Source organism: Salimicrobium humidisoli (genome assembly GCF_002295105.1).
Classification (GTDB): Bacteria; Bacillota; Bacilli; order Bacillales; family Halobacillaceae; genus Salimicrobium; species Salimicrobium humidisoli.
Window position 1 is genome coordinate 1 of sequence record NZ_NSGH01000004.1, and the last position, 25041, is coordinate 25041.

At 49.6% G+C, this 25041-nt stretch carries 25 protein-coding genes; 18 read left to right on the forward strand and 7 right to left on the reverse strand.

Translation table 11 applies throughout. The annotated features are described in order from the left end of the window. Window positions 1–472: 472 nt before the first annotated feature. The 7 genes from nagE (at window position 473) to CKW00_RS03270 (ending at window position 6777) form a co-directional block, all read left to right on the forward strand. Window positions 473–1861 (forward strand): N-acetylglucosamine-specific PTS transporter subunit IIBC, encoded by a 1389-nt coding sequence (gene nagE, locus CKW00_RS03240; protein ID WP_095821361.1) that lies wholly within the window; start codon window positions 473–475, stop codon window positions 1859–1861. 15 nt (window positions 1862–1876) lie between these two features. Next, the gene (gene nagA, locus CKW00_RS03245) at window positions 1877–3034 is read left to right on the forward strand and encodes an N-acetylglucosamine-6-phosphate deacetylase (protein ID WP_095821362.1); all 1158 of its coding nucleotides are present in this window, start codon (window positions 1877–1879) and stop codon (window positions 3032–3034) included. A 2-nt stretch (window positions 3035–3036) separates the two neighbouring features. After that, on the forward strand, window positions 3037–3774 hold the full coding sequence (nagB, locus tag CKW00_RS03250) for a glucosamine-6-phosphate deaminase (RefSeq protein ID WP_095821363.1): 738 nt from the start codon (window positions 3037–3039) through the stop codon (window positions 3772–3774). Next, window positions 3764–4492, forward strand: a complete 729-nt coding sequence (locus tag CKW00_RS03255; protein WP_095821364.1) for a GntR family transcriptional regulator — start codon at window positions 3764–3766, stop codon at window positions 4490–4492. Before nagB ends, CKW00_RS03255 begins: the two co-directional genes overlap by 11 nt. Window positions 4493–4622: 130 nt before the next feature. Further along, the gene (locus CKW00_RS03260; RefSeq protein ID WP_233129707.1) at window positions 4623–4883 is read left to right on the forward strand and encodes a hypothetical protein; all 261 of its coding nucleotides are present in this window, start codon (window positions 4623–4625) and stop codon (window positions 4881–4883) included. Window positions 4884–4982: 99 nt separating this feature from the next. After that, a complete protein-coding gene (locus CKW00_RS03265) occupies window positions 4983–5522 on the forward strand; it encodes a YpjP family protein (RefSeq protein WP_095821491.1) in 540 nt (179 codons plus the stop codon). A 10-nt stretch (window positions 5523–5532) separates the two neighbouring features. Continuing rightward, window positions 5533–6777 (forward strand): aminopeptidase, encoded by a 1245-nt coding sequence (locus CKW00_RS03270; RefSeq protein WP_095821366.1) that lies wholly within the window; start codon window positions 5533–5535, stop codon window positions 6775–6777. Between the two features lie 97 nt (window positions 6778–6874). On the opposite strand, the gene CKW00_RS03275 is transcribed toward CKW00_RS03270, so the two are convergent. Both CKW00_RS03275 and CKW00_RS03280 read right to left on the reverse strand, forming a co-directional pair. Further along, a complete protein-coding gene (locus CKW00_RS03275; protein ID WP_095821367.1) occupies window positions 6875–7864 on the reverse strand; it encodes an acyltransferase family protein in 990 nt (329 codons plus the stop codon). Window positions 7865–8049: 185 nt separating this feature from the next. Beyond that, on the reverse strand, window positions 8050–9399 hold the full coding sequence (locus tag CKW00_RS03280; protein ID WP_095821368.1) for a YjiH family protein: 1350 nt from the start codon (window positions 9397–9399) through the stop codon (window positions 8050–8052). Between the two features lie 159 nt (window positions 9400–9558). Between CKW00_RS03280 and CKW00_RS03285 the strand changes: the two genes are divergently transcribed. Beyond that, a complete protein-coding gene (locus tag CKW00_RS03285; protein WP_095821369.1) occupies window positions 9559–10182 on the forward strand; it encodes a DUF1722 domain-containing protein in 624 nt (207 codons plus the stop codon). On the opposite strand, the gene CKW00_RS03290 is transcribed toward CKW00_RS03285, so the two are convergent. From CKW00_RS03290 to CKW00_RS03300, 3 genes are all read right to left on the reverse strand, one after another. Beyond that, the gene (locus CKW00_RS03290; protein ID WP_095821370.1) at window positions 10161–11033 is read right to left on the reverse strand and encodes a fructosamine kinase family protein; all 873 of its coding nucleotides are present in this window, start codon (window positions 11031–11033) and stop codon (window positions 10161–10163) included. The genes CKW00_RS03285 and CKW00_RS03290 overlap by 22 nt on opposite strands. Before the next feature lie 24 nt (window positions 11034–11057). Next, on the reverse strand, window positions 11058–11948 hold the full coding sequence (locus CKW00_RS03295) for a GNAT family N-acetyltransferase (protein ID WP_095821371.1): 891 nt from the start codon (window positions 11946–11948) through the stop codon (window positions 11058–11060). 234 nt (window positions 11949–12182) lie between these two features. Beyond that, a complete protein-coding gene (locus CKW00_RS03300) occupies window positions 12183–14348 on the reverse strand; it encodes an immune inhibitor A domain-containing protein (protein ID WP_095821372.1) in 2166 nt (721 codons plus the stop codon). Between the two features lie 282 nt (window positions 14349–14630). On the opposite strand from CKW00_RS03300, the gene CKW00_RS03305 reads away from it, so the two are divergent. The 5 genes from CKW00_RS03305 to CKW00_RS03325 all read left to right on the forward strand — a co-directional run bounded on the left by CKW00_RS03305 (window position 14631) and on the right by CKW00_RS03325 (window position 18980). Continuing rightward, on the forward strand, window positions 14631–16271 hold the full coding sequence (locus tag CKW00_RS03305; protein ID WP_095821373.1) for an ABC1 kinase family protein: 1641 nt from the start codon (window positions 14631–14633) through the stop codon (window positions 16269–16271). A 13-nt stretch (window positions 16272–16284) separates the two neighbouring features. Continuing rightward, entirely contained in the window at window positions 16285–16596 is a 312-nt protein-coding gene (locus tag CKW00_RS03310; protein ID WP_008591522.1) for a phasin family protein, read from the forward strand. A 184-nt stretch (window positions 16597–16780) separates the two neighbouring features. Next, window positions 16781–18115: a sodium-dependent transporter gene (locus CKW00_RS03315; RefSeq protein WP_095821374.1), complete on the forward strand. Its 1335-nt coding sequence runs from the start codon at window positions 16781–16783 to the stop codon at window positions 18113–18115. Between the two features lie 175 nt (window positions 18116–18290). Continuing rightward, the gene (locus tag CKW00_RS03320; protein WP_095821375.1) at window positions 18291–18596 is read left to right on the forward strand and encodes a YwdI family protein; all 306 of its coding nucleotides are present in this window, start codon (window positions 18291–18293) and stop codon (window positions 18594–18596) included. A 15-nt stretch (window positions 18597–18611) separates the two neighbouring features. After that, complete coding sequence (locus CKW00_RS03325; RefSeq protein ID WP_095821376.1) at window positions 18612–18980, forward strand: DUF423 domain-containing protein; 369 nt, start codon at window positions 18612–18614, stop codon at window positions 18978–18980. Between the two features lie 71 nt (window positions 18981–19051). Here the strand turns inward: CKW00_RS03325 and hemQ are convergent, their stop codons facing one another. Beyond that, the gene (gene hemQ, locus CKW00_RS03330; RefSeq protein ID WP_095821377.1) at window positions 19052–19792 is read right to left on the reverse strand and encodes a hydrogen peroxide-dependent heme synthase; all 741 of its coding nucleotides are present in this window, start codon (window positions 19790–19792) and stop codon (window positions 19052–19054) included. A 244-nt stretch (window positions 19793–20036) separates the two neighbouring features. Between hemQ and pta the strand changes: the two genes are divergently transcribed. Continuing rightward, window positions 20037–21011: a phosphate acetyltransferase gene (pta, locus tag CKW00_RS03335; protein WP_095821378.1), complete on the forward strand. Its 975-nt coding sequence runs from the start codon at window positions 20037–20039 to the stop codon at window positions 21009–21011. Between the two features lie 57 nt (window positions 21012–21068). Here the strand turns inward: pta and CKW00_RS03340 are convergent, their stop codons facing one another. Beyond that, a complete protein-coding gene (locus CKW00_RS03340) occupies window positions 21069–21881 on the reverse strand; it encodes a lipoate--protein ligase family protein (RefSeq protein WP_095821379.1) in 813 nt (270 codons plus the stop codon). Between the two features lie 164 nt (window positions 21882–22045). On the opposite strand from CKW00_RS03340, the gene CKW00_RS03345 reads away from it, so the two are divergent. The 4 genes from CKW00_RS03345 to CKW00_RS03365 all read left to right on the forward strand — a co-directional run bounded on the left by CKW00_RS03345 (window position 22046) and on the right by CKW00_RS03365 (window position 25023). After that, window positions 22046–23350, forward strand: a complete 1305-nt coding sequence (locus CKW00_RS03345) for an HD domain-containing protein (protein WP_095821380.1) — start codon at window positions 22046–22048, stop codon at window positions 23348–23350. After that, window positions 23350–23850 carry a YwgA family protein gene (locus tag CKW00_RS03350; RefSeq protein WP_095821381.1) on the forward strand — a complete coding sequence of 167 codons (501 nt, stop codon included), beginning with the start codon at window positions 23350–23352 and terminating at the stop codon, window positions 23848–23850. Before CKW00_RS03345 ends, CKW00_RS03350 begins: the two co-directional genes overlap by 1 nt. Before the next feature lie 67 nt (window positions 23851–23917). Continuing rightward, window positions 23918–24244, forward strand: coding sequence for a YolD-like family protein (locus tag CKW00_RS03355; protein WP_233129699.1), 327 nt, complete (start codon window positions 23918–23920; stop codon window positions 24242–24244). Between the two features lie 335 nt (window positions 24245–24579). Beyond that, window positions 24580–25023, forward strand: coding sequence for a hypothetical protein (locus tag CKW00_RS03365; RefSeq protein ID WP_095821384.1), 444 nt, complete (start codon window positions 24580–24582; stop codon window positions 25021–25023). The last annotated feature ends 18 nt before the right edge of the window (window positions 25024–25041 follow it).

The following is a 25041-nucleotide window of genomic DNA, read 5'->3' on the forward strand; positions in this document are numbered from 1 at the left end:
GAGACCCCGGAGTGTGGGTTTTCACGAGGGAGGCTCGGGCGTTCGTCCGCGGAAAGCGAGTGGTATTCGCCCGCACGAACTGCACAAAAAAAGCTTGCAGAAAAACACGGGGTTTCTCTACAAGCTGGGACTGACGGAGGTCAGTCTTTTTTTGTGAATCGTGGACAGGAACCCTCACCGAAGTTCTTAGACCTCGGGAGGGCAGGTGACAGCGTAATCGTTACCTTCGGACGTCCCTGAAGCTTCCGAACGTAACGTTTTCTCCTGAATCGTGACCTTCAAAGAAGAATATCCTCCGCGAAGGGAAGGAAAACGGTAGAATCGTTACCTTCAGCACCTGAACATTCCCGTGAAGGGAACGATAACCGGATTCTCTCAAATTGCAGTTCCACTAAAATTGGTATAGACAACTATATACGTGAGTGATAGAATTTATATAAAGCGTTTTCAAATAAAGAGAGGAGTTTTTACCGTGTTAGCATTTTTTCAACGAATAGGGAAATCACTGATGTTCCCCATTGCCACTCTTCCGGCTGCGGCGCTGCTTCTGCGCCTCGGCATGGACGATATGCTTGATATCGACTTCATCGAAGCTGCAGGAGGCAGTATTCTTGATAACCTTCCGCTCATATTCGGTATAGGTATCGCGATGGGATTTGCGAAAGATGGAGGCGGAGGCGCGGCCCTGTCCGGGGCTATCGGGGTTCTCGTCTTACAGGCGGGAGTCGAAGCCATTAACGAGGACATTTCCATGGGCGTATTCGCCGGTATCATTGCCGGTATCTCAGCCGGTATGTTGTACAACCGGTTCTACGATATCAAACTTCCGGAATATTTATCTTTCTTCGGAGGAAAGCGCTTCGTCCCGATTGTGACGTCCGCTGCCATGGTAATCATGTCTTTCATCATGGGGTATTTATGGGTTTATCCGCAGTATGCGCTTGATGCGACGGCCCAGTGGATTCTTTCTTCCGGGGAAGCAGGGGTCGGTCTTTACGGATTCCTGAACCGCCTACTGATTCCGGTCGGGCTTCACCACGTCATGAACACACTGATCTGGTTCGATTTCGGAAGCTTTACGACGGCTGCAGGGGAGACAGTGAACGGGGAGATCAACCGTTTCCTTAAAGGGGACCCTGAAGCCGGGTACTTCCTTGCAGGTTTCTTTCCGATTATGATGTTCGGTCTGCCCGGTGCCTGTCTCGCCATGTATGCGGCTGCCAAAAAAGAGAAGAAGGCTATTGTCGGCGGGATGCTCGGAAGTATCGCTCTTACTTCCTTCCTTACGGGTGTTACGGAACCGATCGAGTTTTCTTTCATGTTCCTCGCTCCGCTTCTATATGTGGTCCACGCCGTGTTGACCGGAATATCGATGATTGCGGCTTATATGCTTGATGTGCGGCACGGATTCGGATTTTCGGCCGGACTGATCGACTATTTACTGAACTTTAACATTGCACAGAATCCGCTTATGCTTCTGGTGCTCGGGCTCGTCATGGGAGCGGTGTACTTCGTCGTTTTCTACTTCCTCATTACGAAACTGGACCTGAAAACACCAGGACGTGAGGATGACGACGAAGAAGATGCCGAAGAAGCGCCGAGTGGAACATCCGACTATGATGAAAAAGCGGTCGCCTATCTGCAGGCCCTCGGCGGTGAAGAGAACATCGACACGCTTGATTACTGTACGACAAGACTCAGACTTACGATGGAAGACAGAGAGAAAGTGGACGACAAGAAGCTGAAACGTGAAGGGGCACGCGGTGTCATCAACATCGGTTCGAAAAACGTCCACGTAGTTGTAGGCACAAGTGTCGAGTTCCTCGCAGAAGCGATCAAAAAACAGATGAAGGATAAATAAGAGGAGGTGCACGGGATGAGTGTCGAGTATCAAAATGTGCGTATTGTGCAAACGGATCGTACCATTGAAGGGGGAAGTGTACTCTTTGAAGAAGGCGAAATCCGCTATGTGAGTGATTCCCCTCTCGACCGGGGGGATACGGTCATTGACGGGAAAGGTCTTTCTCTGTTTCCCGGGTTCATCGACGTGCATATCCACGGAGCGAACGGCCACGATGTAATGGACGCCACTCCCGAAGCCCTGCAGGGCATAGCGGAGATTCTTCCGGAAGAGGGGACTACGTCATTTCTTGCTACTACGATGACCCAGTCCCCGGAAAATATAGAGCGTGCTCTTCGCAATGCCGGCTCTTTTACGAGTGAAAACGTAAGGGGGGCCGAAATGCTCGGAGTACATCTGGAGGGGCCGTTCATATCCGAGAAGAAAGCCGGTGCCCAGCCCGTGGATTATATCTGTGAGCCCTCCGTCACCAAGTTCGAATCCTACCGTGAAGCCGGTAATGACAAAATCAGGCTCGTGACGCTGGCCCCCGAAGAAAAAGGCGGGGAGGAGCTGATCCGTCATCTGAAAGCAAAAGGTATCATCGCCTCGATGGGTCATACAGATGCAACGTTCGATGAAGCGGAAGCCGCTGTTGAAGCGGGAGTGAGTCACGTGACGCACTTATACAACCAGATGAGCGGGCTGCATCACAGGGACCCGGGCGTGACCGGAGCGGCTTTCACGGATCCGCGTCTTATGGTGGAACTGATTGTGGATCATATCCATTCACGCAAGGAAGCTGTCGAGATCGCCTACAGACAGCTTACGGATGAGAGGATGCTGCTGATTACGGATGCAATGCGGGCCAAATGTCTGCCGGAAGGCACTTATGACCTCGGGGGCCAGGATGTGACCGTTGAAAATCAGAAGGCGGTTCTTGAAGACGGAACGCTTGCCGGGAGTATACTTACTCTTTCAAAAGCGGCGTCTCTTATGAAAAAACATCTTCAGCTGTCGGATCAGGAATTGCTGGCCATCACTTCCGGAAATGCAGCCGGCGAACTTGGAGTGGGACACAGGAAAGGTGGTATTGCACCCGGAAAAGATGCTGATTTCGTACTCGTTGATGATGAATTCAACGTACGTGCGACATGGTGCCGGGGAGAACTGGTATATGAAAGGAAGGAATAGGAATGGAAGTTATCGTTGTGAGAAATTATGAGGAAATGAGCCGGAAAGCAGCCTCTATTATAGAGGAAAAGGTGAGTGCTGAGCCTGACTGCGTTCTCGGACTGGCTACCGGAGGAACGCCGCTCGGCACGTACGAGCAGCTCATAGAGGGACACAGATCACGCGGAATCGACTATTCCGGGGTGACGACGTTCAACCTTGATGAGTACGTGGGTCTGCCGAGAGATCACAGTCAGAGCTATCATACGTTTATGCAGGAACAGCTCTTCTCGCACATCCCTTTTTCGAATACGTACATTCCGAACGGGGAAGCAGAAGATCTGGACAAAGAGTGCAGAGAGTATGAAGCACTTCTCGATAGAGAAGGTCCTGCAAACATTCAGCTGCTCGGGATAGGGAGTAACGGTCACATAGGGTTTAACGAGCCGGGAGCTTCCTTTGAAGCCGGAACGCACGTGGAAAAGCTGGATCAGGTCACGCGGGAGGCGAACGCAAGGTTTTTCCCTTCTCTTGAAGCAGTACCGACGGAAGCCGTCACGATGGGAATCGCTTCTATTCTGAAAAGTGAGGAAATCCTCCTGCTGGCTTCAGGAGCGAATAAACAGGAGGCTATCCGGCGGCTGCTGAAAGGAGAGATGGACGAAATGTTTCCCGCTTCGGCTCTCTACAATCATAAAAATGTTACATTGATTGTGGACGAAGAAGCTTACGGGAAGGACGTGGACGCCAGTGCTGAATAAAGAATCTCCTCTGCCGATGTACTACCAGATAGAAGAGGATCTGAAACGGAAGATCGAGTCCGGTATTTATAACTATGGAGAGGCGATCCCCTCCGAAAGAGAGCTGTCCGAAACCTATGAAGTGAGTCGCATGACCGTCCGTCAGGCGATTTTGAATATGGTCCGGAATCGTATCCTTTACAGGGAAAAGGGGCGGGGCACGTTCGTAGCCGAAGAAAAATTCGAACAGCCTCTTCAGGGGGTCACAAGCTTCAGTGAAGACATGAAACGCCGCGGACTCACCCCTCATAACGAACTGCTCATATTCGAGAGGCAGGACCCGGACGAAACGACGAAAGACCTCCTTCAGCTGAAAGAGGAAGAAGTCTATTACCTGAAACGGATCCGTTATGCGGATGACGAACCGATGGCTATCGAAGAGACTTTCATACCGGTACATCTTTTTCCGGAACTCGATGCCGACAGACTGGAAGGCGTCTCCTTTTACGAATATATCGAAACGAAAACGGCGCATTCGATTGAACGGGCCAGACAGACGATTGAGGCGGGTACAGCTGTTTTCGAAGAAGCCCGGCCTCTTTCCATCGAAGAAGGAGATGCGATCCTGCGGATAGAGCGTATCGGTTACCTGAGTACCGGCGTACCTTTTGAGAGGAACACATCCATTTATCGCAGTGATCGCTATAAATTCATCAGTGACATGCAGAGAGAAAAGTAGTCGCTTCTTCGCTTTTTAACGGTAAAGTATTGAAATTGTGTGAGAATTTTGCGATAATTGACTCAACTTACAAATTGTCAAACAATTAAATGCGGTTTTCCGTGATAGAAGGAGTGATCTTTTGAAAATCATGACCCAGGTATGGATGGATGCCAGGCATCGCGTCGGGATAATGGAAAGGGAAGACGGACGCCTCGGCAGGACGTATCACCCGATTGAAGTTACGGACAGGGAAAAAGGCGAATTTTCCGTAATTGGCAACAAATGGTTCACGACCTATAACGGAGCACGGGAATTTTTCCGGCATGAAACCAATCACTATACCGTCCAGGGTCGGATGAAAAAGGTCGATGTCACACTGAAACTGGAGACTTTCGTACTTACGGAGTAGGAATCGGCTGACACCTCTATGCCTGGGCATAGGGGTGTTTTGTGAGGACAATGATAAGTGGGAAAGATCCCGACTTTTATCGACAAAAGGATGAAAAATATGAAGATATGGCTGAGAAAACTATTCGTCTCCCTCGTGGCTGTTATGACACTCGGGCTGTACATACCGCAGGTTCCCGCGGAATCCGAAGCTTCCGGGGCGGAAACGGTCAGGGAAGAGACGGCTTTTTCGGAAGAGCTGTCGCAGCAGCTTACCGTGGAAGACCTGACGGACAAAGCGAAAGAACAGACGTTCACGAAACTGGGGCCGCGCATCAGGGAGAAAGTAGAAAAGGACATAGTCGAAACCATTTTTCCGGAAATCGAAACAGTAATCGAGTCCCGGGTAAATGCAGGAGAGGTACCTTTGTATGAAATTTCGGAGAACCCGGCTGCAGGTTACGGAGAAAAAATTTTCAATCTGACAAATACCCGTTCCGGCGAAGAACTGGCGCGCTTCCACGTCAGGCGCGACCTGCGCCCGGGGGAAGGGTACTGGTTTAACTTCCATTATCATGTGAAAGAAGACGGGTATGAAACCCATTACCCATTGGGAGAAATATACTGGGATAAAAATACACCACCGAAGTGGATGTCGTAGGAGGATGAATATGAGTACATTTCAGAAAAAGCTTGAACAGTATGCAGACGTCGCATTGCAAAAAGGTATCAACATACAGGAAGGACAGGGGATTATTATCAATGCCCCGATAGAGGCTGCCGATTTTGTGCACATATTAAGCGCAAAGGCTTACGGACGCGGTGCGAAAGATGTGCACGTCCAGTGGGGTGATAACGTCCTCACTTATATGAAAATGAAACATGCAGCAGACGAAGTGCTTGAGAATTTTCCGCGCTGGCGGGCCGAGGGGCTTGAAGAAATGGCGAAGGACGGCTATTCGGTAGTGAACGTCTACGGACCGGATCCGGATCTTCTGAAAGATGTGGACTCCGAAAGGGTAGCCAAAGCCAATAAGGCGAGTGCCGAAGCCCTCACAACCTACAGGGATTACATTATGGAAGATAAAATCACCTGGACGATTGTAGCTTTTCCGCACCCGGACTGGGCGAAGAAACTGTTTCCGAATGAACCGGTAGCATCAGCTCAGGATAAGCTGTGGGAACAGATTTTCCATATTACCCGGATCGATAAGGAAGATCCGATGAAAGCCTGGGATGAGCATAATGAAAACCTGCGTAAAGCGAGAGAGCTGCTGAATGATAAACAGTTCAAAAAGCTTCACTATAAAGCTCCCGGCACGGAACTTACGATTGAACTGCCGGAAAATCATATTTGGGCCGGCGGTGCCGCCGAGTCTGTGAAAGGCGTGACGTTCAACCCTAACATGCCGACGGAAGAGGTGTTTACGATGCCTCATAAATACGGAGTGAACGGTACGGTGCAGAGTACGATGCCGCTCAACTACGACGGAAACCTGATTGAGAACTTCTCGCTTACGTTCGAAGAAGGGAAGGTCGTAGATTATAAAGCGGAATCCGGAGAAGAGTCTCTGAAATATCTTCTTGAAACGGATGAAGGAGCGAAGCGTCTCGGAGAAGTTGCCCTCGTACCGGTCGAATCACCGATTTCCGAGTCCGGTCACGTTTTCTACAATACGCTGTTCGACGAGAATGCCTCCTGTCATATCGCTCTCGGAAAAGCTTATCCGACCAACGTCGAGAAAGGCTCGGAGATGAGTGCGGATGAGAGGGATAAGCATGGAGTGAACGACAGTCTCGTGCACGAAGACTTCATGATCGGTTCGGCTGAACTGGATATCGACGGAGAGAGAAAAGACGGTACGTTTGAACCGGTCTTCCGCAACGGCAGCTGGGCCGGGGATTTCAGGAAATAGAAACGGCACGGGCACAGAACGTGCGACTCCTTGGAAGAGCCCCCTGAACAACATTTTGTTGCGCAGGGGGCTTTTATCGAGCCCAAAGGCTTGTACATTACTCTAACGTACGGATTTTTCGCTTCCAGGGGAGTTTCGCTTCAATCAGCGGCGACGCCGCTTTCATCATGAAAGTGGAAGAGAAGAGGTAGACGATCCCGAGCGATACGAAAAAGACTCCGAATACGTCCAGCCAGTGAGTATAGGTGAAAAATTCTGTCTCCCGGAAAAACTGGATGACAAATCCGTGCAGCAGATACACGTAAAGCGTACGCTGACCGAGTCTCGTGAAAGAGAAATGACGACTCGGTACCCACGACAGTACGGATACTGTCATGGCAGCAGCAAGTACGTAGACACCGAGACGGACCCAGCCGCCGGATTCGGGACTGCCGAGAGTGGCATAGGATTTGGAGCCGAGCAGCCAGCCGGAGCTGAATTCCGGAAAAAAGACGATCAGCGTACCGATAATTCCCATGGTCACGAGCGAACCGGCACGCACAAAAGTGCTCCGCCACATTTTCACCTGACGGATGGTCAGCCAGTAGCCCGCAAGGAAAAACGGAAAGAACACGAAGGTGCGCGACAGACTGTACGTATGGCCGATGTCGCTGAAATATCCGATGATCAGACCGAGCTCAAGCGAAATAAGGATACCGAGAAGCGGCGGCAGCTTTTTGAATCCGATGAGCAGAATATGCCAGCAGAACAGACTGATCAGGAACCAGAGAGACCAGTGCGGGTGAAAGAAGCCGTTGTACCACCCCTCGTCCCCGAGAGCATAGTAATAGCCGCTGTACACTGCCTGAAAAAGGAAATAGGGGAGCAGCAGTTTCTTCATCATTTGCAGTATATATTTTTTGTCCCTCGATCCTTTGGCAAAAAAACCTGCAAGCAAAATGAAGGCCGGCATGTGGAAGATATAGATGAATGTATATAGATTATTTACAAAGACGGAATCATTCGTCATCGGCTGTATCGCGTGCCCGAATACGACGAGTACGATCAGAAACAGTTTCGCATTATCGAAAAAAGCATCGCGTTCCATGTGCCTCTCCTGCCTTTTCTATAAGCATTAGTGTTATTTATATCGTACTACTTACCGGGGCATTTGTGTATAATTTAAAAAACAATGTTAGCAGAACGTAAAAGAGCTGTAACAGGAAGAGATATCTTTACGAGGAAAAATAAGCAGAGAGGACAGTCAAACCGGCTGTCCTCTCTGCTTTTATTTTAAAATATCAGATGGGCGATCAGTGCGATCACCGGCAGGGTGATAATCGTCCTCTCCAGATAAATGATGAACAGATCTTTGATATCCACGGGTACTTTCGATCCGAGGAGAAGTCCCCCGACTTCCGACATGTAAATCAGTTGTGTTACGGACAGGGCGGCAATGACGAAGCGTGTCATTTCGCTTTCAATGGAAGCACCGATCAGCGCCGGCAGGAACATATCCGCGAACCCGATCAGAATGGTTTCGGATGCAGCCTGGGCCGACGGGATCTGCAGCAGTTCGAGCAGCGGGATGAACGGGACGCCGAGCCACGAAAACAGCGGTGTAAACTCCGCGAGCACCAGAGCTATCGTACCGAGCGCCATAACGATAGGAGCCACGCCCATCCACATATCGAGGATGTTCTGCGCCCCGTTTTTAAAGAAACCGGTAATCCCCGGGGACTGATTCCCCTGTTTGACCGCCTGCTTATAGCCGTAGGAGAAGGCGTTTTCCGATTTCGGAATATCGTCCCCGTTCCCCTGAGGTTCTTCCGTGACGAACGTGTCCGGCTTTCTGGAAAGCGGAGGAATACGCGGCATAATCAGCGCGGCCACGACACCGGCAACGACGATCGTTCCGTAAAGAGGCAGAAACATGTGGCCGAGTCCGAGTTCTTCGATGACGACGATTGTAAACGTTATCGATACGACAGAGAAGGTGGTACCGATGACGGCAGCTTCACGTTTCGTGTAATAGCCTTCCTCGTATTGCTTACTCGTCAGCAGGACACCGATCGTTCCGTCACCGAGCCAGGAGGCGAGAGAGTCGATCGAAGAACGCCCCGGAAGTGTGAAGAGCGGGCGCATGACTTTCGTCAGCAGTACCCCGAACAGTTCCAGCAGCCCGTAGTTCAAAAGGAGAGGCAGGAACAGCCCGGCAAACAGGAACACTGTAAACAGCACGTGAAGAAGGGAATCGAGAAGCATGCCGCCGGTATTTTCCGAAATGATCGCTTCCGGACCGATCTGGAAATACACCATCAGGGCGAAAATCATCCCGAGTACCCGGACTCCTGTCCAGAAAGGGGTAACGTCCAGCAGGGAGGTGAAGAAAGGAGAGGGCTTAACTTTTTTACGCCCTCCCGCTTTCACCCAGATGGTAAGTACAGCCGTAAGAGAAATGATGAACGTCATTATTAAAGATAAATAGTCCGCAAGTACCTCTTCAAGCCATCCGGCGAAGATAGCGACAAGTATCGTAAGGGATTCACCGGAGGGGATAGGTACCATGAAAAGAATCACACCGATAAGAGAAGGTATGATGAATTTTAAATGAGCAGATAAGGGGAAATCGTGTTTATTCATGAGAGCGCTCCTAACTGAGTATAATTATGCAATAAAATAGATTTTAATACACAAACGTCATATTGCCAAGTATTTTATGACTGCTTTTATGTTATTCGACGGCTATGACAGGGAATCCTTCTTCATAGACAGAATCTTTCGTAAAAGGGAGAGAGTGACGTGGAATATAAACAGAAGCCCGCTATATGTATTGAGAAAGACGAGGAACTCAGCGGGGAGTACTTACATCGACTGGAAGAACACGTAAACATTACAGGTAATCGCCATGCTGACGGGAATGTCTCCGCTTCTTTTCTGATGCATGCAAGTCCTGAAGACCTGGATGATTTCTGGACGAAAATATTTACGCTTCATCGCATAAGGGAAGTGTTCGAACAGGAATCAAAACGGCAGCTGTTCGACTTTCAATCCGATCATAAATACTTATTGATGGCGTATTCCCCGGGGATTCAGAAACAGATGGGGCGTTTATTGGCCCGGGGGAGGGAGGTTCCGTTTTTTGAACTGGCCGAGGATTACCGCCAGCTTCTTGAGAAAGCGGTGGAGTCACCCCCGACCCGGGAGAGGCATGTCAACGCCTGCGAGCACATTGCAGGGCACGTAAAGCGGAACTTATCCGGAGAAGAAAAAGAACTGCTTCTGAGAAAACTGAAGCAGTTCGTGGATGGTGCGATTTCTTTGGATGAAGTAAGAGCGCTGCTGAAAGATTTCGGCCATAAATATGAGGATGACTACGTACTGTTCCAGGCCTATCTTTACCCTCATCCTTTCGTTTCCGTGTAATGGGCGAGAATCCGGTCGACCTGGCTTCCGAAGGCCTCCCCGAACATATTCAGGTGAACGAGCAGATAAAACAGCTGATATAAAGGTTTCACGTCCTGATAATAGTCGGGGAGAGGGGAGTGAGCGGCATACGCTTCATAAAAATCCCGGGAATACCCACCGAACAGTTCGGTGAAAGCGAGATCCATCAGTCTGTCTCCGTATAGAACGGAAGGGTCTATCAGATATGGCGTGTCTTCGGGACCCGCCATCCAGTTGCGGCCCCAGAGATCACCGTGGAGAAGAGAACTTCCAGGATATTCGGGAATCCACGTGTCCAGATGCTCCAGCAGCTGATGGGCACGTTTTTCTCTGTCCGGTGGAAGCTTCCCGGTTTCTTCTGCCAGTTTAATCTGCGGAAGAAGCCGTTCGTCCCGGTAATACTCCAGCCAGGACGGATACATATGATTCTCCTGCAGGAGTTCCCCGATGAACGTGGGCTGATCGAAACCGTAGGCATCGTTTCCCGTGGCATGCATGCGGGAAAGCCGCTCCCCGAGTCGGCGTTCGGACAGCGGGGAAGGAGCGCCGGCCTGGATGTATTCAAGAACGAGCCACGCTTCTTCGTCATTCCCCCCGTGATGATAAACCCGCGGAACGTCGATTGTACCGGTCTCCCGGAGGAGCTCAAGCCCTCTCGCTTCCGTCTGGAAGAACCGGGAAGAGGCTCCTTTATTCCTTTTCGCGAAATATTCCTGTGCTTTCGTCCGTACATAAAAAGCTTCATTGATGTCTCCGCCGCTTACCGGTTTCTGCTTTGTAATCGGCGTGGCATCACCTGTGGATTTTAAAATATCTTCAAGATAGCTCATGAGTTTCCTCCTTTTCCGCCGGGATCAGTGGACAAGTTTCGGAGGCGGCTGTGTTTCGATCGTTTTGTTGTAGGCGTAGATCGTATGCCATTCATAAAAGCCGAACTGCCTGTACAGATTCTCGGCTCCGCTGTTAGCTTCCCGCACGGAAATTGTAATATAGGAAAAGTTTTCCGTCCGGAATCCGAGAGAAAGCGCATAGGTGAGCAGGGCACTGCCGACGCCCTCTCCCTGTTCTTCGGAAGCTACGTTCACGAAACAGATTTCCCCTTCTTCTTCCGGGAGTATGGTTTCCAGATAAAGATAACCGGCGAGCTCATCGCCGTCGAAGTATCCAAGCAGGTGGTGGCCGTTCTCACGGGAAAACGAGAGCATTTCGTCCGTCGTATAGTAAGCGCCGGCCGGGTGAATCGAATCGAGCTCTTCGCGCCTGGATTCATCCAGCGGAGCGATCGGTGCATCCCCCGGTTCCCGGGTGAAGGATTCTTTATCAAGCCGGAGCGTCTTCTCTATATTATAAAGTTCAAATTCATAGTGTTCCGCGAAGGTGAGAAGTTCCGTGTTCACATCGAAACAGGCAAGCTTCGCCGCATCAAAATACATTTCAAGCGTAAGAGAAGCCTTCTGCCATAACCTCTCGATAATCAGAGTCTCCTGTTTTGTCGCGAACGGGCCGAGAAGTCTGCACACTCTCTGTTCGAAAAAAGGGAGTATGCCGAGGAAGCCGACGATTTCCTCCCCGTCCCACGCTACAAATGCGAAGGGATCGTTCAGCTGGGTAAGTCCCCAGATCTGTTCGAATATCTCTTTCGGATCCGAAGCGAGCCAGGCGACGAAGTGTTTATCATCCCCGTTCATCCGGTGCAGCCATTCGGATACCGGACGTAAGTCTTTCACTTCCAGTTCTTTTATCATCAAGGGAAATCCCGTCCTCTCTAAGTGCGTTCTCCTACTATCATGGCAAAAATCACCTCAAATGAAAAGCAGAATCAATCGTCCGGGCGTCCCCGCGACAGGAAAATAGTTTTGCGTGCCGTTCACTGAAAAAACAGAGTTGCGAACGTAACGAAAAAAGCTGAAAGCCTGGTACACACACCCGGCGTTTTGAAAAAAGGAAAACCGGCCCTCCGTAGGGGCCGGTCCTGCTTATTAATGTTTGTTTTTTCCATTGTTCCCGTTATTGCCTTTGTTACCATTATTACCGTTATTGCCTTTATTTCCGTTGTTCCCGTTTTCTTTGTAGGAAATTTCATATTCGAAATTCACATACTCCGTGCTGTCCTGCGGCGCAGCGTAATGAGTGGTCATGTACGTTTTGCCGGGACGGAAGACCTGCTGAAGTTCGAGGGCATCCTTATCTGTAATGTTGAACGGATCGACATGGACGACCTGATACTTTCCGTTGTTCTTCTCTTTGAAGAAGGAAACGCCGTAGTTCACGTAGTTTTCGTTCAGTTCCGCCTGGGAAGTGAAGCCTTCCGTACTTTCCCCGGTGTAGGAAATTCCGGCTTCCGGAACTTCAATGTTGTCGAGATACCAGCCTTTTTCGGTGGTGCCCCAGTCCGTAAGATAACGGAAGGAAATCAGTACGTTCTCTCCGGCGTATTCAGAGAGGTCGAATGTTTCGTTTTGGAAGGAACCATTGCTTCCGGTGAAACCCGGAACGTTTTCTTTGATCTTCGGATACCCCTGGTCGGTCACGTTACTCGTCGTGTTTTCATTGGAGAGAGAGGTCCACGTATCGCCGCCGTCGGTGGATACCTGAACCATCCCGAAGTCCCAGTTCTCTTCAATCTGATAGTAGTGGTCGAAAGAAAGAGTGGCTTCGTTAAGTCCTGTAAGGTCCGCTTCGAAAATCATCGCGTTATCCATTTCATCGCCTTTGGTACTGTAATATACGTCGTTACCCTGATTCATCGGGTCTTCCGTAGAAGTCCATTGGAAAGGAAGGAAATCGACGCCGTTGAAATCGAAGGATTCCACGTTTTCACCCGGTTTGAAATTGAATTCTTTGAAGTCGGTCCCCCAGGCAGGTACGCCTTCTTTTTCATAGTCCTTGGCTTTTTCGAAGTTTACGGTTTTCCCGCGCGTCCCGTCTTCTGTCGGAAGGTCACGCAGATCTACATTTTCAAATCCGTACTTTCCGCCTTTGAACTTATTGTCATCCATGACGAGGGCGGAGGTGAAGTCCTTATATACTTCCTCGAACGACTTATTGATACCGAATTCTTCATAAGCTTTTCTGTAGCTGTCGATACTGTTGATGTCGCTTGTAGCTACAGAACGGATGAATTCCTGACCGAACTGTTCGTAGTTGTAAAGAGTGAACAGCTGCACGAGACCGTAGTCCGCGATCGTTTCAGGCCCCGTTTTGGCATCTACGTGTTCATCCCAGGCAGTAAGGGAGTTCTCCGGGTGGTCGAGCAGGAAATTGATGGATCCGGCATCTACACCATAACCGCCAAGGTATTCGGAGAACGTAGACATCCCTTCGTTCACCCAGGACGTTTCGTCGCTGTCATTATCAGCGTGAATCAGGTGCTGAAGTTCGTGGATGGTGGTCGAGTAGAAAGTTTCTTCCAGACGTTCACCCCAGTCCCGGGAATCGATCGTTACGATGTTACGATCTGTGTATTGTTCAATCGTCTGCCAGAAAAAGCCTGCGACGAAGAACGGGTAGTCGGGATCGTTGTAGTTGTCATCTTTGATATTGTTGACGAGAATGGTGATTTTCTCATCGTCTTCGGTCTCGTAGTAACCTTCAGGGACGATGCCGAGATTAACGAGCTGGGCATTTGTCCCGTCGAGCGGATCCTGTTTACCGAAGAAATCGGTAGCTTTCGGATAAATATTCGTATCGAATTCTTTAGTAAGTTTATCGACCTGTTCCTGATTGATTTTATGTGCCTCACGCGGGTCACCTTCCGGGAAGGAAAGATCGTCCGCTACCCATATTTCCACGTGCTCGCCCGAACTGCGGAGAGTGAAGTCCTGGAATCCGAGATCCCGGTCAAGGAACTTTTTCGTTCCTCCATCGTATGTAAATCCGGAATCTCCATTTCCGTTTTCCGAACCTTTCTGTTCATTAAAGTTTACGTTTTCCGCATTTTTTCTGATCGTTTCGATAGCTTTCTCGTCAAAGCCTTCCTGCTCGGATTTCTGCTTAAGCATGCTGTCGATGTGCATTTTGTCCGTGTAGCGTTCCTTGTTCCAGTTGGTGTAGTCTTCGGTGGAAGACGTTTCGGCACTTACTGTCGGAGCAGCGAGTGCCATTGACAGTGCCCCGGCAGTCAGCCAGGCGGATAATTTCCTCATTTCCAGACCCCCTGTATCGATTTTGTTTGCAAAACCTATTATGCACATAATTGATAAAATTTTCAAAATAATTAAAATAGTAAAAAAGTATGGACAGTTAAGATTTTGTTCTTCCGGCAAACGTCGATTCTTTATTTCAATTAGAAACGCTGATTCTTTTTACCTGTTAAAAGGTAAAAAAAGGTAATAAACAGGTCTTTCAGTTCAAATTCATGTTTTTTTATGGTTGAAAGAAAGCAGGAAAGGGAAAGGGTCATTACATTTGCAAGAGGGGGGAAGACGTTGGAATCGAAGAAATACATAGGGATTTACAGAATGTACATAATTATCTGGATGTCTATAAAGTTTTTGTGGAAAATATTCTGGTTCCAGAAACTGAACAGAATATGGGATCAGGAAACGGAAAGAAAGTGGGAAAAATTACTGAAAGAGCTGGCCACCGAATACAGGCAGCGCGCCGTTTATCTGGGTGGACTGCTCATCAAGTTCGGCCAGTTCTTAAGTTCACGCGGTGATTTGCTCCCTTCTTCTTTCATACGTGAACTCGAAGGCCTGGTCGATCGCGTCCAGCCTGTACCTTTCGAGTATTCGAAAGGGATCATGGAGGAGGACTGGCAGGAGTCCATGGAGAAACATATCGCCTCCATCGACGAAGATCCCATCGCTTCCGCATCGATCGGAGAAGTATATAAAGCTTATCTTCATGATGGCACCCCTGTTGCAGTCAAAGTTCAGCGATATCGCGTAAGAGAAATTTTCCAGACGGATTTCAAGGCGATGAGAGTGGTGTTCGGGATACTCAACCGCTTTACTATTTTCGGGAAGAAAGCGGATCTTCCTTCCCTCTATAAAGAAGTCGTAGCCGTGATGAGCGATGAACTGGATTTCACGATGGAGCTGGAGAACGGGAATTACTTCCGGAAAAGGTTCGAGGATCATTCCAACGTGTACATACCGGAATATTTCACCGATCTTTCCACCGGTCGTGTGCTTGTGATGGAGTGGGTGGAAGGCACGCGGGTAACGGATATTTCCTTCATCAAAAGAAATGACCTGGACCGTGAGAAGCTTGCCCGGACTATATTCGACCTTTGTGTGGAACAGTTCGTCAATGCCGGAATGTTTCATGCGGACCCGCATGCGGGAAATATAATGATTAAAGAGGACGGTACCGTAGTCGTTATCGATTTCGGTATGGTCGGAAAAGTGAAAAGGGAAGATGTCGACCACATCCGCTCTATGATCGAAGGGTTCATTATCGATGATTATGACAGAGTGGTGGAGTCGCTCAGAGAAATGAACTTTCTTCTCGATGATGCAGATACGGAAGCGATGAAGAAAATGATGCGCCGACTGGTGTCGATGTATTTGAGTGAAGATATGAGTAAGATGGACGCAACCGTCATGAATGATATTCTCGAAGATCTTCAGGATTTCGTGAAAGACCAGCCGATACAGCTGCCGGCCGACTACGCTTTTCTCGGAAGGGCGGCGTCCATGATTTTAGGAGTGCTTACGGCGGTATACCCGCAAATGGACCTCGTATCGTGGGGCAAGCCGGTGATCAACGAATGGATGACGGGCAGTCAGTCCAAATTCGGATTTTATAAAAACATAGTAAAAGAGACGGGCCAGCCTCTCCTTTCCCTGCCCCGGGCACTCGTTGAGTTTCTCGAAGACGGGGATAAGGAGCGGGAATGGCAGCAGACGAAGCAGCAGCAGACGTTGTGGCATCATTTTTATTTTTTCTATGCTGCTGTCACTTTTTTAATCGGGAGTACCATCCTGGTCGCCTCCTTCTTTCTGCCAGAGAGCTTACAGGAGATTCCGATCTGGGTGTTATATCTAATATCAGGCTTGAGTTTTGCCGGAACTTTTCTGTTTTCATGGAAACATGCAAGTATGATCAAAAATATTTCCTAGGAGGAGTGATAGAATGATGGACAAGTGGATGAAGCGCGGGTTTTACCTCGGTGTCGGAGCAGCTATAAGCGGCAAGGAAAGATTTGAGAAGATGGTGCAGGACATGGTCGACAAAGGGGAAATGACCCCGAAAGAAGCGAAAGCGATGATGAATGAATGGGTGGAAAAAGGTCAGAACGCCGACACGGACTTCACGAACCAGACGCGGACTATGATGAAAGACCGGCTGAAGGAAATCGGTTTTGTTACGGAAGAAGACTATTATAAACTTGAAGCTCGGGTGGAACGTCTGGAGAAACTCCACCGCGAAAATGAGAATGACTAAGAAATATAAACTGTGAAGAGCCGTATTCCCGGGAAAAAAGGGGGAGACGGCTTTTTTACTGTCTTATATAATATTCATACATCAACATGAATAAACCGAATAGTTGGAAAAAGGGGTAACCCGTGTCGTAACCGGGGGGTATGTGTGGTATGATGGTGCATATTCAATGTGGAGGAGGTCTATTATGGCTCGTGAACAATGGGGGACGAAATTAGGGTTTATGCTTGCAGCAATGGGTTCGGCTGTAGGTCTCGGAAATATATGGCGTTTTTCATTCGTAGCCGGAAACAACGGTGGCGGAGCGTTTCTGCTTTTATATCTTGTATTTGTATTTTTGATCGGAATTCCGCTCCTGTTGGCAGAAGTCAGTATCGGGAGGAAAGCGAAAAGTGATGTGATCGGCTCTTATCAGAAGCTCGCACCCGGGACGCCGTGGTTTCTGACCGGATTCTTCGGGGTCTTCAGCGCTTTTCTGATTTTGAGTTTTTATGCAGTAGTCGCCGGCTGGTCGCTTTACTACCTGTTCCACTACGTGACAGGTGACTTCTTCCAGGCTCCTGCGGAGGGAGGATACGAAGGGGCTTTCGGCGGGTTCATCACGCAGGAGTGGCAGCCGCTCTTCTGGTCCGCTCTATTTATGACTATGACCATCGTGATCGTATTCAGTGGAGTGAAGAAGGGGATAGAAACGGCGAATAAAGTGTTCATGCCGCTTCTCGCTCTGCTGCTTCTGGCCCTTGCAGGGGTCAGCCTTTCGCTGGACGGGTCCATGGAAGGACTGAGTTTCCTGTTTCGGCCGGACTGGTCGGCTCTGACCCAGCCGTCGATTTACGTCCAGGCGCTCGGGCAGGCCTTTTTCTCCCTGAGTCTTGGTATGGGAGCGCTGCTTACGTACGGCAGCTACCTGTCGGACGATAAACGGCTGCCGGGGGCTGCTGTCGGAATCGGTCTGATGGACACGTTTTTCGCCGTCATCTCAGGAATCGTCATTTTTCCGGCGGTGTTCGCCTTTAATATCGATCCCTCTTCGGGACCGCCGCTTGTGTTTATAACGCTTCCTTCCATTTTTGAACAGATGCCGCTTGGGGGGATAGCAGGGCTGCTGTTTTTCTTCGCTCTGTCGCTGGCAGCTCTCTCTTCGGCGATTTCCATACTCGAAGTGCCGACAGCTTACTTCATGCGCCTTTTCCGCTGGAGCAGAACGAAGGCAAGCGTCATCGTCGGGGCAATCATGTTCTTCCTTGGCATCTCCGTATCCCTCGGTTTCGGAATCTGGTCCGGGATAACGCCGATCGGAGAGAGGAACATCCTCGACTCGATGGACTACATCGCCTCCAATATCCTGCTTCCGCTCGGAGGACTTTCCATGGCTCTGTTTGTCGGATGGTACTTTACGAAGTCTACAGCACTGAAAGCCGTGGACTTCGGGGATAATGTCATCGGGAACGTCTGGTATGGCCTTGTGAAGTATCTGTTACCCGTTATGATCATCATTATTTTTATAAGCAGTATTCTGTAACCTGCTGGTATGAACGACTATAATTTCAGGAAGAACAACATGGAGGGTTCTGCGTGTTGTTCTTTTTTGCCTGTCCGTTTTTCTTCCGGTTCCTCTGAAAACATTATCGGATTTTTGTCATAGGTAATCCCGGGGCAATCGTGATAAACTGACAGGTGGAAAGGATGTGTAGCTGATGAGCATCTCCATGCAACAATTACTGCAGCGAATGAATAAAGAAATAGAGGAAGCTATGCTCAGACACGAAGACCCGGTCCGGGTCAGGGAACATGCCCGGGCTGTCAGGCTGCTGTGTGATCTGGTGCTCGAAGAGGAAAGGCAGGAATCTGCCGGGGCACCGGCAACCGGGGAGAAGAACGATATGCAGCCGACGGCGGAAGAGATGAGGAAGATGATGGGGCAGGACCCGCCGGAGCGGAAAAGTACAAATGATAAACTGGATCACGACGGAGCGAACGGCTCGTCTATCTTTGATTTTTGATAAGGGGGAAGAATAATGAAACTGTTTTTGTTACTGGGAGTCATTAACGGCTTTCTTGCTGTGGCACTCGGAGCGTTCGGGGCACACGGTCTGGAAGGAAAAGTGTCCGAAAAAGGACTTGGTCAGTGGGAGAAAGCGGTGAACTATCAGATGTTCCACACGATGGCGCTGTTCATAACGGCGCTGCTGCTCGGTAAAGGTGCATCCGGAATGTTCACAGGAGCCGGATGGCTGTTTTTCGCCGGCATTCTTCTGTTTTCCGGAAGTCTTTATGTATATGCCGTAAGCGGTGTGAAAACACTGGCCATGATCACTCCGTTCGGCGGTGTCGCTTTCCTTATCGGATGGGTACTGCTCGGTATTGGAGTAACGAAAGTTCTGTAATCGGCAAATGTTGTAATTGAAAACCCCGGACTGAGTGTCAGTCCGGGGTTTTAGTTTGCGGGAAAAACGTTTTATGCTTCGAAGAACGTCTCCGCTTTTTCTTTTGTAAGGAGGTTGCCGATGAAAAAGGAACCGAAGTCACCATAACGGGAAGTCACTTCGTCAAAGCGCATCTCATAGACGAGCTTCTTGAATTGAAGAACGTCGTGCGCAAACAGGGTCACGCCCCATTCCCAGTCGTCAAAACCGATCGATCCGCTGATGAACTGACGGATTTTCCCGGCGTACTGACGCCCGGTCATGCCGTGTTCGTACATCAGTTTCGCCCGCTCGTCCTTCTCGAGAACGTACCAGTTGTCATTCCCCTGACGACGCTTATCCATAGGATAGAAGCAGACGTGTTCCCATTTCGGAAGTTTCGGCTTCAGGCGGCCTTCGATTTCCGGATCTTCCGGATTCTGGTCGCCTCCCATGTAGTTGGAGAGTTCGATGACCGACACGTAAGAGTAGGCCGGCGTCATGAATTCCGCCAGTTTGGATTTATTGAAAGCCGTCTCGATTTCGTTGAGCTCTTCCATAGTCGGGCGCAGAATCATCATCATGAGATCAGCTTTTTGGCCGACAATCGTATAGACAGCGTGACTTCCTTCGCGGTTGTCTTCTTTCGTCTCAAAGGTCTCCATCAGCGCCTGAAACTCCTGGATCGCCTGCTGGCGCTCTTCGGCACTCGCGTACTTCCAGGAAGTCCAGTCCATCGTACGGAAATCGTGAAGGACGTACCACCCGTCCATTGTTATAACCGGTTCTGGCATAGTCGAATCGCTCCTTTATGGTTGATATAATTATGTCCTTATTCAATATAACATACGAGTGCCGGAGGGGCATGTGAAGTACTTCCCTGTAAATGATTTTTCCGATTTCTGTCACATATTCGAAAGAGGATCGGGGAATAATGAAAGTAAAGAGCAGTTACTGACGGTCGGCTGCGTGTATCGCTTTTCTTTTTAGCGGGCACGTTTTATCATATGATACAGACATCAAATAGGAGGGGTACACATGAGTGATCTTTTTGACACACTGAAAGGCAAAATAGGAGGCAAAGGAAAGCGGATCGTCTTCCCGGAGGCCGAGGATGAAAGAATTCTGACGGCTGCGGGCAGGCTCGGATCGGAAGGATACGTCCGTCCTGTATTAGTCGGAAATGAAGATGAAGTGAAACAGAAGGCGGAAACGAACGGAGTCGATCTCAGCAGCGTGGATATCGTGGATCCGGAAACTTATGGAAATATGGATGACATGGTCCGGCGTTTTGTGGAACGGCGAAAAGGTAAGGCGAGTGAAGAGGAAGCCCGCGACATTCTGAAAGACGGTAACTACTTCGGTACCATGCTTGTGTATATGAACGAAGCGGACGGACTGGTAAGCGGAGCAGTACACTCCACCGGAGATACGGTGCGCCCGGCTCTTCAGATTATTAAGACGAAAGAAGGCATCAACAAGACGTCCGGAGTATTCGTCATGGTCCGGGAGGAGGAAAAATACATTTTCGCGGACTGTGCCATCAATATCTCCCCGGACAGTCAGGATCTGGCTGAAATCGCGATGGCCAGCGCAGACACTGCTGCCCTTTTCGATATCGACCCTCGTGTAGCTATGCTCAGTTTCTCCACGAAAGGTTCGGCCGTCTCCCCGGAAACCGAAAAAGTGGGAGAGGCTCTCGAGATTGTGAAACAGCAGCGGAGCGACCTTATGATTGACGGAGAATTTCAGTTTGACGCCGCTTTCGTACCTTCCGTCGCTGAAAAGAAAGCGCCGGATTCTCCACTCGAAGGAAAAGCGAACACGTTCATCTTCCCGAGCCTCGAAGCGGGGAATATCGGATATAAAATAGCCCAGCGTCTAGGCGATTTTGATGCTGTCGGACCTGTGCTTCAGGGACTCAATCAGCCTGTAAACGATCTGTCGAGAGGCTGTAATGCGGATGATGTGTATAAACTTGCCATCATAACAGCCGCTCAGTCTGTAGAGTAATATACAAAAAGCGTGATGCCGATAGCCGGCACCACGCTTTTTTTAGTAGCTCAGGGCTTACACCCTTTTGTTTCTGGTCACCATCTGTTCTGTCCGTTTACTGAGCCACTCTTCTTCCTGGTCCGTAAGCGGGTAGGAAGTGACGCTGTCACTGTAATGACGGAGGCGGTCTTTGATCCGTTCCGTAATCGATTCAATCGTGACCGTTTCTTCGAGCAGTTCGTTGAGCGAAGCCATAACGGACGGGTCGATATCGGGAAAAGAGAATTTCGTCTCCTCCCCTTTTTTAGCTGTGTCGTAAAAGTTCCGGATCAGCTCTGCCCGCTGCTGTCCGCTTCCGGTCACATCGAGATAGATCTGTACGGCGAATCCGCCTTTTACGCGGCGCTGGGATATACCTGCAAACTTCCGCCCGTCTATACTTAAGTCGTAGTCGCCCGGACAGTAGGAGCGGGAAATCTCATACACATCGATGTCGGCATCGATAAGGGAGCGGATGAATTCGACCATAACGTCGTACCCGCCATGAATATCGACTCCTTTCATCTCCGGAAAGATGAGAGAGAGGTTGAGCACTCCTTCGTCCAGTACGACGGCGAGACCTCCGGAGTTACGGACGACGACGCTGTACCCTTCTTCTTCCAGGTAGTCGATACCTTCGGAGATGTAGGGGAGGCGTGCGTCGGGTATGCCGAGGACGACGGTTTTCGGGTGTACCCACAGACGGGCAGTCGCCGGGCTAGTCCCTGCCCCGACAGATGTCGCCAGCGCATCATCATAGGCGAAGGACGGCAGGGCGGATGTGTGAAGCTCCGGATCGCTGTGGTCCACGAGCCTGTATTCCGGTTGCTGCAGTATGGATGAAATCATTGGTCGGTCTCCTTTTGCATTCAGACTGCCACCATTATAGCAAATTTTTTTTGTGTTTGTAGAACGGGAGGAAAAGCGGATTTCACGGCTCTCCCGTATTGTCAAGACGTTTCTTTCCGGCCCGCAAGAGGCTATACTGGACAAAAAAGGAATGGAGCAGACACATGGCTTATCGTGATGAAAAATTAGACGAAGAGAAAGTATTCAAAGATCCGGTCCATCGCTACGTTCACGTCAGGGACCGTGTAATCTGGGATCTGATCGGTACCCGGGAATTCCAGCGGCTGCGCCGCGTGAAGCAGCTCGGAACGACGTACCTTACGTTCCACGGAGCGGAACACAGCCGCTTCAGCCACTCTCTCGGGGTATATGAAATCGTCCGGCGCATCCTTGAGAACTTCCGTGATCACAAAGACTGGAATGAAGACGAGCGCCTGCTTTCCCTATGTGCGGCTCTGCTGCACGACCTCGGCCACGGTCCTTTTTCCCACTCGTTCGAGAAAGCTTTCAGGCTCGATCACGAAGATTATACGCAGTCGATCCTGCTCGGCGATACGGAAGTGAACCGGGTTCTTTCCGGAGTGGAAGAAGGGTTTCCGAAGAAAGTGGCGGATGTAATCAACAAGACGTACCAGGATAAGCTCGTCGTCAGCCTCATTTCCAGCCAGATCGACGCCGATCGCATGGATTACCTCCAGCGTGATGCTTATTTTACGGGGGTCAGTTACGGTCATTTCGACATGGAACGAATACTCCGCGTCATGCGTCCGCTCGAGGATCAGGTGGCGATCAAGGAAAGCGGTATGCATGCGGTGGAGGATTACATAATGAGCCGCTATCAGATGTACTGGCAAATTTATTTCCACCCCGTGACCCGCAGTGCGGAAGTGATCCTGTCGAAGATTCTGAAGCGTGCCAAGGATCTGTATAAAAACGGCTACGAGTTTGAGCTTAAACCCGTACATTTCTTCTCCTTTTTTGAAGAAGCACCTTCTCTCGAAGAATACCTGGATCTGGATGAGAACGTAGTGATGTACTACTTCCAGATGTGGATAAAGGAGAAAGATCCGATTTTGAGCGATTTGTGTGAACGGTTCGTAAACAGGAGACTGTTCAAATATATTGAATTCAACCCGAATCTGCAGATGAACGCCTGGCGGGAACTGTACGATTTATTTGAAGAGGCGGGGGTCGATCCGCGCTTTTATCTCGAAGTGGATTCAAGCTCCGATCTTCCTTACGATTTCTATCGTCCGGGAGAAGAAGGGGAAAGACTGCCGATTCATCTTCTGCAGCCGGACGGGGGACTGAAGGAGCTGTCCCGGCTCTCCGAAATCGTCGAATCGATTTCCGGGAAGAAACGGACGGACCATAAACTCTATTTTCCGGCGGATACGATTGAGCAGATCAGTGACGAGAAAGCGAAGCAGCGGATTAAAGGAATTCTGTATGGCAGGGAGGAACAGTAATGCTCGAGAAACACGCGAGATTAATGCACTTTTTTAACAGTTGTGAGGAAGTAGTGGGACGGAAACGTCTCCAGAAAATGATATTCATTATGAAAAAATGCGGAGTCCCTTTTGAAGAAAAGTATGAGTTCCACTTTTACGGTCCTTATTCGGAGGAACTGACGCTTCGCATAGAGGAAATGTGCAACCTCGGCTTCATTTCGGAAGCGATGGAGGAAAAGCGGAATTATTACCAGTACCGCTATAATCTTACGGACTCCGGACACGATTTTCTGGAACATGCGGATATTGAACGTCCGGAACTCGGGGGATATATCAGTGCAATGAATGAAAAAAGTTCCAGGTTCCTTGAACTGGTTTCGACGATGCTCTTCTTTGAACATTTGCCGAAAGAGGAAATTGAAGAGAAGGTATATACGGTGAAAAGCAGACAGAATTATAAACAGGAAGAACTGGAAGAAGCGTGGGCTTTCATCCGGGAATTGCGTCCTGTTTCCTGATATCCCCGTGCACAAAAACGGGTAGTGTGATATGATAGGAACAAACGTTCGTGTTGGAGGGATGATGATGAATCAGGAACCGAAAGATCGCGGCTCCATCAAATGGACTTCACTCATGCTGCCGGAGCACATCGAAATGCTCCGTAATCTCTGGAAAGAGGACGAGCGGGTTGAACAGGGACATATGGAAGAACAGCAGGCGGCAGGAATCGATTTTTTATTGCAGCACGCAATGAAGGGGCAGCTTCCTGTCTGTATTGAAATGGACGGGGGTGTGCATGAAGTGGTGCCGCTTCGTTTCCACAGACGAAGCGGGGAGCTGGAGTGCCGTGATATCCACGGCGGCCGGCTGTTGAGACTCAGCCGCCATGAAGTTACCGACGTATCGATGTGAACAGGAAAGTACGGCCCGGGAACTTTTATCGGGCGCCTGTGTCACAAAATGTTCACTTTTCCGAAACCTCCCGCCTTGAAAAAAATCATCCGCAGTAATATATTTGAAGTAGCATGGAAAAATGCTTTTACTAAGACAGAAAGAGGACCGGCTGAATCGTCAGCCGGTCTTTTTTCTATTCTCATGATGAAACGTAAGTGCTTCAGAGGGTGCACAAGCGTAAACATGGGGCTTTGGCGGAACCGATGACTCGTGCTAAAATAGGTGGGATGAAAGTGAAATGATCCGGATGCAGCCCGTCGCTTAAGCCGGGGGGCAGAGAAAGGAAAGGCTTTATGAGTAAAAAACTGTTATGGATACCTGTAGTTTATGCGATTGTTATGGGAACGATTCTGGTGGCGACCATCGGATTTTCTTTTACACCTGTTCCTTATGAACATTCGATCGAAAACAATACGTGGAAAGTTGAGTACAAAGGGGAAACGTGGGAGACGAGTGCAGAAGAGCACGTGAACGAAGCACTCCGGGCTTCTGTCATCAGCAACAGGGAAAAGGAGCAGTGGACCCGGGACATCGTGGCGATCGGAGCACTGCTGCCGTTTATTCTCTTCGCTTTTCATAAAAATTACCGTCCCTTCCGCAACAAAGTGCCCTACAAGTGGTATACAGGCATCACAGCGGCTGTGGTGGTACTGTACAGCATCTTCAGCATTACGACGCACGTGGATATCCATACGGAACTGCAGGAGACGATCGACTATTTACGGGAAACAACTTGAGTTTTTACTGCACTCTTC

Bases quoted from the DNA above. Each gene is read 5' to 3' on its own strand.
- CKW00_RS03290 (WP_095821370.1), bottom strand. From the start codon at position 11,033: ATGAGCTATCTTGAAGATATTTTAAAATCCACAGGTGATGCCACGCCG.
- CKW00_RS03355 (WP_233129699.1), top strand. From the start codon at position 23,918: ATGAATCAGGAACCGAAAGATCGCGGCTCCATCAAATGGACTTCACTC.
- CKW00_RS03270 (WP_095821366.1), top strand. From the start codon at position 5,533: ATGAGTACATTTCAGAAAAAGCTTGAACAGTATGCAGACGTCGCATTG.
- CKW00_RS03320 (WP_095821375.1), top strand. From the start codon at position 18,291: ATGAGCATCTCCATGCAACAATTACTGCAGCGAATGAATAAAGAAATA.
- CKW00_RS03265 (WP_095821491.1), top strand. From the start codon at position 4,983: ATGAAGATATGGCTGAGAAAACTATTCGTCTCCCTCGTGGCTGTTATG.
- nagB (WP_095821363.1), top strand. From the start codon at position 3,037: ATGGAAGTTATCGTTGTGAGAAATTATGAGGAAATGAGCCGGAAAGCA.
- nagA (WP_095821362.1), top strand. From the start codon at position 1,877: ATGAGTGTCGAGTATCAAAATGTGCGTATTGTGCAAACGGATCGTACC.
- CKW00_RS03365 (WP_095821384.1), top strand. From the start codon at position 24,580: ATGAGTAAAAAACTGTTATGGATACCTGTAGTTTATGCGATTGTTATG.
- CKW00_RS03295 (WP_095821371.1), bottom strand. From the start codon at position 11,948: ATGATAAAAGAACTGGAAGTGAAAGACTTACGTCCGGTATCCGAATGG.
- CKW00_RS03300 (WP_095821372.1), bottom strand. From the start codon at position 14,348: ATGAGGAAATTATCCGCCTGGCTGACTGCCGGGGCACTGTCAATGGCA.
- CKW00_RS03340 (WP_095821379.1), bottom strand. From the start codon at position 21,881: ATGATTTCATCCATACTGCAGCAACCGGAATACAGGCTCGTGGACCAC.
- hemQ (WP_095821377.1), bottom strand. From the start codon at position 19,792: ATGCCAGAACCGGTTATAACAATGGACGGGTGGTACGTCCTTCACGAT.
- CKW00_RS03325 (WP_095821376.1), top strand. From the start codon at position 18,612: ATGAAACTGTTTTTGTTACTGGGAGTCATTAACGGCTTTCTTGCTGTG.
- pta (WP_095821378.1), top strand. From the start codon at position 20,037: ATGAGTGATCTTTTTGACACACTGAAAGGCAAAATAGGAGGCAAAGGA.
- CKW00_RS03345 (WP_095821380.1), top strand. From the start codon at position 22,046: ATGGCTTATCGTGATGAAAAATTAGACGAAGAGAAAGTATTCAAAGAT.
- CKW00_RS03280 (WP_095821368.1), bottom strand. From the start codon at position 9,399: ATGAATAAACACGATTTCCCCTTATCTGCTCATTTAAAATTCATCATA.
- CKW00_RS03310 (WP_008591522.1), top strand. From the start codon at position 16,285: ATGATGGACAAGTGGATGAAGCGCGGGTTTTACCTCGGTGTCGGAGCA.
- CKW00_RS03350 (WP_095821381.1), top strand. From the start codon at position 23,350: ATGCTCGAGAAACACGCGAGATTAATGCACTTTTTTAACAGTTGTGAG.
- CKW00_RS03315 (WP_095821374.1), top strand. From the start codon at position 16,781: ATGGCTCGTGAACAATGGGGGACGAAATTAGGGTTTATGCTTGCAGCA.
- CKW00_RS03275 (WP_095821367.1), bottom strand. From the start codon at position 7,864: ATGGAACGCGATGCTTTTTTCGATAATGCGAAACTGTTTCTGATCGTA.
- CKW00_RS03260 (WP_233129707.1), top strand. From the start codon at position 4,623: ATGACCCAGGTATGGATGGATGCCAGGCATCGCGTCGGGATAATGGAA.